Genomic DNA, 7,503 nt, shown 5'->3' with positions numbered 1-7,503 from the left:
CCGCGGGCCTGGCCCGCCGCGCCGAGGTGCAGGTCGCGTACGCGATCGGCAAGGCCGAGCCGGTCGGCCTGTTCGTCGAGACCTTCGGCACCGAGGCCGTCCCGGTGCTGACCATCCAGGAGGCCGTCACCAAGGTCTTCGACCTGCGCCCGGCCGCGATCATCCGCGACCTGGACCTGCTGCGGCCCATCTACGCCCAGACCGCCGCCTACGGCCACTTCGGCCGCGAGTCGCAGGACCTGACCTGGGAGCGCACCGACCGGGCGGCGGAGCTGCGCGCGGCCGCCGGGCTCTGACGCCCGGCTCCGCACCGACGCCGAGTCACGGGGCTCGTCTTGCGGATCCTCGCCGGGCCTGATCCGACAACATCCACAAGACGAGCCCCAGCACGAGAGGGGACGTACGTTGACCACCATCCAGAGCGGACTCGCCGATCGTCTCGGCACCGTCGTCGGCAGCCCGACCCCGCCGCCCGCCGCGGTCCGGGCCCCGGTGCACCCCCGGACCGCGGCGGTCGGGCCGCAGCTGCGCTCCGCCGTCGAGCAGTTGGCCGCCAAGCACCGGGAGGCCTACGACGGCCCGAGTGCGGACGCCACCGAACGCCAGCACGCCCGCGGCAAGTTGACCGTCCGGGAGCGGCTGGACGTGCTGTTCGACGAGGGCACCTTCGTCGAGCTGGAACCGCTGCGCCGCCACCGCGCCTCGGGCCTCGGCCTGGAGGACCGCAAGCCGTACACCGACGGCGTGGTGGTCGGCTGGGGCGAGGTGCACGGCCGGACGGTCTTCGTGTACGCCCATGACTTCCGGATCTTCGGCGGCGCGCTGGGTGAGGCCCACGCGCAGAAGATCCACAAGATCATGGACATGGCCCTGGCCGCCGGTGCCCCGCTGGTGTCGCTGAACGACGGCGCCGGCGCCCGGATCCAGGAGGGCGTCACCGCCCTGGCGGGCTACGGCGGCATCTTCCAGCGCAACACCAGGGCCTCCGGCGTCATCCCGCAGATCTCGGTGATGCTGGGCCCGTGCGCGGGCGGCGCCGCCTACTCGCCGGCGCTGACCGACTTCGTGTTCATGGTCCGCGAGACCTCGCAGATGTTCATCACCGGCCCGGACGTGGTCCAGGCGGTGACCGGCGAGAAGGTGAGCCAGAACGGCCTGGGCGGCGCCGACGTGCACGCCGAGGTCTCCGGGGTGGCGCACTTCGCCTACGACGACGAGCGGACCTGCCTGGAGGAGGTCCGCTACCTGCTCTCGCTGCTGCCGCAGAACAACATGGAGATGCCGCCGGTCGAGCCCACCGGCGACCCGGCCGACCGCCGCTGCGAGGAACTGCTCGACCTGGTGCCGGTCAACGGCAACCAGCCGTACGACATGCGCGAGGTGGTCGCGGCGATCGCCGACGACGGCGAGTACCTGGAGCTCCAGGAACGCTGGGCGAACAGCGTGATCTGCGCGCTGACCAGGCTGAACGGCTCGGTGGTCGGCATCGTCGCCAACCAGCCCCAGTCGCTTGCGGGGGTGCTGGACATCCACTCCTCGGAGAAGGCCGCGCGCTTCGTCCAGCTCTGCGACGCCTTCAACATCCCGCTGGTCACCATGCTGGACGTGCCCGGCTTCCTGCCCGGCGTCGACCAGGAGCACGGCGGCATCATCCGGCACGGCGCCAAACTGCTGTACGCCTACTGCAACGCCACCGTGCCGCGGATCCAGCTGATCCTGCGCAAGGCCTACGGCGGCGCCTACATCGTGATGGACTCCCGCTCGGTGGGCGCCGACCTGTCCTTCGCCTGGCCCACCAACGAGATCGCGGTGATGGGCGCGGAGGGCGCGGTGAGCGTGATCTTCCGCCGGGAGATCGCCGGCTCCACCGACCCGGTGACCACCCGGGACCTGCTCATCCAGGAGTACCGCGAGGAGCTGATGCACCCGTACTACGCGGCCGAACGCGGCCTGGTCGACGACGTCATCGACCCGGCCGAGACCCGCCGGATACTGATCCGCTCGCTGGCGGTGCTCCGCTCCAAGCACGCGGAGCTGCCCCGCCGCAAGCACGGCAACCAGCCGGTGTAGTCCCCTCCCTCCCCCCCCCCGAAACGGACGACCGCTGCCGGAGCCCCCCCGGCAGCGGTCGTCCCCGTGTCACAGCCGGGCGAGGTCCGGCTGCCGCTCCACGACGTCCAGTTGGGGATCGGCGTTGAGCATCGCGTGGTGCAGCCGCTGCAGCTTGGGAGAGGGCTCCAGACCGATCGACTCGACCAGCGTGCCGTGCAGCCGCCGGTAGACGTCCAGCGCGTTGGAGGCCCGCCCGCAGCGGTAGAGCGCCAGCATGTAGTGCGCGTGCAGGTTCTGGTGCATCGGGTGGCGGGCCGTCAGCGACGCCAGCTCGCCGATCAGGCTGGCGTGCCGGCCCAGGCCCAGGTCGGCGCTGATCCGGTCGTCGATGGTGCTCAGCCGGTTCTCCTCCAGCTGGATGGCCTCGATCGAGAGGATCTCGCCGAGCTGCAGGTCGGCCATGGCCGGGCCGCGCCACAGGTCGAGCGCGGCGCGCAGCTGGATCGCCGCGGTCGCGCAGTCGCCGGCCCGCAGCGCCGACTGGCCGGCCTCCCGCAGCCGGTCGAACCGGGCCGCGTCGGTCTGCTCGACCGGGACGTCGAGCAGATAGCCGTTGTACTGGGTGCGCAGCAGCGTCTTGGGGCAGGTGCCGTCCGGCGCGAGTCCCTTGGCCAGCATGCGGCGCAGCTGCAGGATGTAGGTCTGCAGGGTGGTGGCCGCGCTGCGCGGCGGGTCGTACGACCACAGCTCGTGGAAGAGCGTCTCCACCGGCACCTTGGTGCCGGATCGGAGGGCGAGCAGGGCGAGAACCTGTCTAGGCTTCCCCGCGCTCGGCACCACCGACGTCCGTCCGAGCCTGGCGGTCAGTGGGCCCAGGATGCCGATCTCCACCGGAGTCTCCCTTCGTGCCTCGTGCTCCGTGCTGCGTTGCGAAGGCGCTGGTGTCGCGAAGGCTTTGCGTCGCGGACTCGCTGCTCACGAAGGCCTTTGGACCTCGTGGACCCCAGGAGCGGGGATGCGCCTCGCAGCGTCTTCACCTTGGCACCCGGGGCGGCCCGGAACCCAGTGCCGGCCTCACCGATCGAGGGTGACTCGAGAACGGCCCGAGGTATGAGGATTTCACGGTCGATCGATGAGCGCGGCACTGTCCCGCGCTCCGGTCGCCAGCCCAGAATCCTCGTGCCGCTCCGGGAAGCCCGCAGCGGAGCCCGACGAGATCTGACGGACCTTCACGACGCCTGGGGGAGAACGTGTTCGGAACTGCCCTTCTCGACTCGCTGGACCTGATCGACCTGATGTCCCCGGCCGGGGACCACGACCTGGAGCTGACGATCGTGGACCTCGACCACCCCGCCGCCGGACGTGCCGAGCTGTGCGTCTGCTTCTCGACCGACGGCCTGTAGGGGTTCTCCGGTGACCCGCAGAGCCGACTCGACCGCCGCACCCGCCGCCGACCACCGCCTGATCGGCTTCCGCAGCCATCTGCGCACCGAAGTGGTGCCCGGCGACGCGGCCTACCTGGTCTCCGACCAGGGTGTGACCGCCCTGCAAGGGGAGGGCATCGAACGGCTGGTGCCGCTGCTCGACGGCACCCGCGACCTCGCCGGCGTGCTGCGGGACGCCGCGCCCGGGCTCCCGGACGGCCGGGCCCGGCAGCTGATCGCCCGGCTCGCCCGGGCCGGGCTGATCGGCTACCACGGGGACGGCTACCACGGCGAGGGGGCCGCCGAGCCGGCCCGCCGCTCGGCGCGGGCCTACTGGGAACTGGCCGGCCTGGACGGCGCCTCCGCGCTCGGCCGGGTCGAGGCGGGCGCGGCGGTGCTGGCGGTCGGCGGCGCCGACGCGGGGGAGGTCGAGCAGGCCTGCCGGAACAACGGCCTTTCGGTCACCGCCGCGGCCGGTGCCGGGGAGCTGTCGGTGGTGGTCTGCGCCGACTACCTCGACCCGGCCCTGCGGGAGATCGACGCCGCCCACCGGGCCGCCGGGCGGGCCTGGCTGGCGGTCAAGCCCGGCGGCTCCAGCCCCTGGGTGGGCCCGGTGTTCGGCGAGGCCGACGGCCCGTGCTGGACCTGCCTGGCGCACCGGCTGCGCGCCCACCGGCGCTCCGAGGTGCCGGTGCAGCGGGCGCTGGGCCTGGCCGGCCCGGTGGCCCGGCCGGACACCTCGGTGCCCGCCGTCCGGGCGCTCGGCGCGCAGCTCGCCGCCCTGGAGGCGGCCAAGTGGCTGGCCGGCTACCGGCACCCGGGCCAGCGGGAGATCCGGGTGCTGGACAGCCTCGGCCTGGCCGTCCAGGGCCACCGGGTGAGCCGCCGCCCGCAGTGCCCCGAGTGCGGGGACCCTGGCCTGATGGCCGCCCAACTGGCCCGCCCGGTCGTCCCGGTGGCCCGTCCGAAGGCGGACGGCGCGGACTGCCACCGCGCCGAGACGCCGGAGCAGGTGTACGAGCGCTACGGCCACCTGGTGAGCCCGGTGACCGGTGTGATCGCCGAGATCCGCCGGGACCCGCGCGCCCCGGTCCGGATCAACTGCTACCTCTCCGGCCGCAACCCGGTGGCCGGCTCCGCCGACCTCGCCCAACTGCGCGCCGGACTGCGGCAGATGAGCGGCGGCAAGGGCGCGACCCCGCTGGAGGCGAAGGTCAGCGCGCTGTGCGAGGCGCTGGAGCGGCACTGCGGCGCGCTGCACGGCGACGAGACCCGGATCCGCGGCAGCTACCGGGAGTTGGCGGCGGAGGCGGTCCACCCGGACGACTGCCAGCTGTTCGACCCGCGCCAGTACGCGGACCGGGAGCGCTGGAACGAGCGGCACTCCGTCTTCCAGCACGTGCCCGCGCCCTTCGACGAGACCGAGCCGGTGGACTGGACCCCGGTCTGGTCGCTGGCCGACGGCCGCCGGCGCCTGCTGCCCACCGGAATGCTCTACTACAGCTGCGCGGTCGGCCCGGTGGCCCCACCCGCCGGCAGCCGGGCGCTGCGCGCCGACTCCAACGGCAACGCGGCCGGCAGCAGCCTGGAGGACGCGATCGTGCACGGCTTCCTCGAACTCGTCGAACGGGACGCGGTCGCGCTCTGGTGGTACAACCGCACCCGCCAACCGGCCGTCCGGATGGAGGAGTTCGGCGACGTCTGGGGCCGGGACGCGATGGAGCTCTACGCGGGCCTCAACCGGGAGGTGTGGGCCCTGGACCTCACCTCCGACCTCGGCATCCCGGTCTTCGCCGTGCTCTCCCGCCGCACCGACAAGCCCGCCGAGGACGTCATGTTCGGCTTCGGCGCGCACTTCGACGCCCGGATCGCCCTGCGGCGGGCCCTGACCGAGATGGGCCAGCTGCTGCCGGCCGCCCTCGGCGCGGCCCCCGACGGCACCGGCTACGACCTGGACGACCCCGAGCTGCTCTCCTGGTGGCGCGCGGCGACCGTGCGCAACCAGCCCTACCTGCTGCCCGATCCGGGGCGGGCGGCACGCGGCCCGGCCGACTTCCCGGCCGGCCCGCGCCGCGACCTGGGCGAGGAGGTGGCCGCCTGCGTGGAGACCGTCCGCGCCCACGGCCTCGACCTGCTGGTGCTCGACCAGACCCGACCCGACATCGGCCTGCCGGTGGTCAAGGTCGTCGTCCCCGGCCTGCGCCAGTTCTGGGCCCGGTTCGCCCCGGGCCGCCTGTTCGACGTCCCCGTCGCCCTCGGGCGGCTGGCCCGGCCCAGCCGCTACGAGGAGCTCAATCCGATCCCCCTGTTCGTCTGACCGACCGGTCGGACCGTCCGGCGGAGCCCCCGCCCGCCTTCAGCAATGAGGAGTCCCCCATGCCGACCAGCGACGGAATCCTCGCCGCGGCCCGTGCCGCCGGCGGAGCCCGCCCCCGCGCCCTGTGGTCCCTGCGCGAGGACGTCCTGGTCGAGCCGGCGGAGCCGGACGGTTCGCTGCTGCTGAGAGCACGCTGGGGTGACTTCCGGCTGGACCGTCCGCACCCGCTGGTGGGGGAGACCCTGCGGCGGATGAGCCTGGGGCCGATCATGCTGGAGAACGTCTTCGCCGGGGCGATGCCCGCCTCCGGCGACGGCGAGCCGGTCCGGGACCAGGCCGGGCAGGCCGAGGTGCTGCGGGTGCTGCACCGGCTCCAGCACCTGGTGGTGCGCTCGCTCGGTCTGGAGGACGCCGCCCAACCGCTGCTGTCCGTGGTGCCGTTGGCCAGGGAGGCCCGGTTCCAGCCCGGGCCGGTCGACCCGGGCCGGCCGGTACGGCTGTCCCGCTTCGCCTTCCTGCGCACCGAGGGCGCCGGCTTCGTGCTGGAGGCGCCCACCGCCCTGCACCGGGTCGAGCTGCACCGGCCGGAGAGCGCCCGGGTGGTCGGCATGCTCGGCCGCCCGGTGCGGCCGGCCGAGATCGTGCCGGAGTCGGGCCTGGCCGAACCGGTGGTGCTGGCGCTGCTGGCCCAACTGGCGGGCGCCGGGCTGCTCTCGGTCGCCGAGGACGGCGGGCCGGAGCCGACGGCCTCGGTGGAGCTGATCCGGCTGTCCGCCCCCACCTTCGGCGAGGACCTCGACCCGGTGCTCGCCGCCTGGTCGGGCGTCGACCTGTTCTTCCACACCCGCAGCACCACCGGGCGCCACGACGGCCCGTACGGCGCGACCCACCCGCTGCGCGGGCGCACCGACCCCGAGCCCGCGCTGCGCCCGCTCCCGGCCGGCCGGCGCCACCCGCTGGCCCGCCCCGACCTCAAGCAGGTGCTGGCGGCGGACCCGGTGCTGACCACGGTGATCGAGGGCCGCCGCTCGGTCCGCGAGTTCGGCGCCGCCCCGTTCACCGTCGAGCAGCTCGGCGAGTTCCTGCACCGGACCGTACGCGTGCGCGGGCTGCGGCCGGCGCCCGCCGGCGACCCGACCGGAGAACCGGTCAGCGACCGCCCTTACCCCAGCGGGGACGGGGCGTACGAGCTGGAGTTCTACCCGGCCGTGCGGGATTGCACGGGGCTGCCGGACGGGATCTATTACTACGCACCCTCCGAGCATTGTCTGATCGCCGTCAATGAAGGTCCGGAGGAGCTGGACGAACTCTTCGCCGAGGCCGCGCTCAGTGCCCGGCTGGCCACCCCGCCGGCCGTGGTCGTCGCCATCACCTCCCGACACCGCCGGCTGTCCTGGAAGTTCAGCGGCCTCGCGTACGCGCTGACGCTCAAACACGTCGGCGTGGTGACCCAGAGCATGTACCTGGTCGGGACGGCCATGGGCCTGGCCACCTGCGCGCTGCGCAGCGGCGACATCGAGCTGGCCGAACGGGCGCTGCGGGTCGACTGGCGGGCCGAGGCCACGGTCGGCGGTTTCGTCCTGGGCGCGCTCCCGGAGGGCAGTCGCCCGGCCCTGGAGGGGCGGGCGGATCCGGCCGATTTCACGGGCTGGGACGAGTGTGCGAACGAGGTGTCGGCGCGGGGATAGTCGCGCCCTATACTCCCCCCAA

Annotated in this window: 6 protein-coding genes; 5 read left to right on the top strand and 1 reads right to left on the bottom strand. The window is 73.8% G+C overall.

Annotated elements, in window-relative coordinates; all coding sequences use genetic code 11:
* Both ACFVWU_RS36185 and ACFVWU_RS36180 read left to right on the top strand, forming a co-directional pair.
* Window positions 1-296: methionine adenosyltransferase domain-containing protein (locus ACFVWU_RS36185; RefSeq protein WP_387628828.1), on the top strand; the 296-nt coding region annotated here is incomplete at its 5' end.
* A 229-nt stretch (window positions 297-525) separates the two neighbouring features.
* Window positions 526-2,070 carry an acyl-CoA carboxylase subunit beta gene (locus ACFVWU_RS36180; protein WP_387628835.1) on the top strand — a complete coding sequence of 515 codons (1,545 nt, stop codon included), beginning with the start codon at window positions 526-528 and terminating at the stop codon, window positions 2,068-2,070.
* A 69-nt stretch (window positions 2,071-2,139) separates the two neighbouring features.
* Here ACFVWU_RS36180 and ACFVWU_RS36175 read toward each other — a convergent pair whose 3' ends face one another.
* The gene (locus ACFVWU_RS36175) at window positions 2,140-2,943 is read right to left on the bottom strand and encodes a BTAD domain-containing putative transcriptional regulator (RefSeq protein WP_387628826.1); all 804 of its coding nucleotides are present in this window, start codon (window positions 2,941-2,943) and stop codon (window positions 2,140-2,142) included.
* A 359-nt stretch (window positions 2,944-3,302) separates the two neighbouring features.
* Between ACFVWU_RS36175 and ACFVWU_RS36170 the strand changes: the two genes are divergently transcribed.
* From ACFVWU_RS36170 to ACFVWU_RS36160, 3 genes are read left to right on the top strand one after another with little or no spacing between them, the layout of a single operon-like run.
* Complete coding sequence (locus ACFVWU_RS36170) at window positions 3,303-3,455, top strand: hypothetical protein (RefSeq protein ID WP_387628823.1); 153 nt, start codon at window positions 3,303-3,305, stop codon at window positions 3,453-3,455.
* 10 nt (window positions 3,456-3,465) lie between these two features.
* Window positions 3,466-5,793 carry a TOMM precursor leader peptide-binding protein gene (locus ACFVWU_RS36165; RefSeq protein ID WP_387628821.1) on the top strand — a complete coding sequence of 776 codons (2,328 nt, stop codon included), beginning with the start codon at window positions 3,466-3,468 and terminating at the stop codon, window positions 5,791-5,793.
* Window positions 5,794-5,852: 59 nt separating this feature from the next.
* Window positions 5,853-7,481 carry a SagB family peptide dehydrogenase gene (locus tag ACFVWU_RS36160; RefSeq protein ID WP_387628819.1) on the top strand — a complete coding sequence of 543 codons (1,629 nt, stop codon included), beginning with the start codon at window positions 5,853-5,855 and terminating at the stop codon, window positions 7,479-7,481.
* Window positions 7,482-7,503: the final 22 nt, after the last annotated feature.

The sequence above is a fragment of the Kitasatospora sp. NPDC058190 genome, assembly GCF_042883685.1.
GTDB lineage: Bacteria > Actinomycetota > Actinomycetes > Streptomycetales > Streptomycetaceae > Kitasatospora.
The sequence above is the reverse complement of the archived record's forward strand: the minus strand, read 5'-3'. Positions and strand labels throughout refer to the sequence as shown.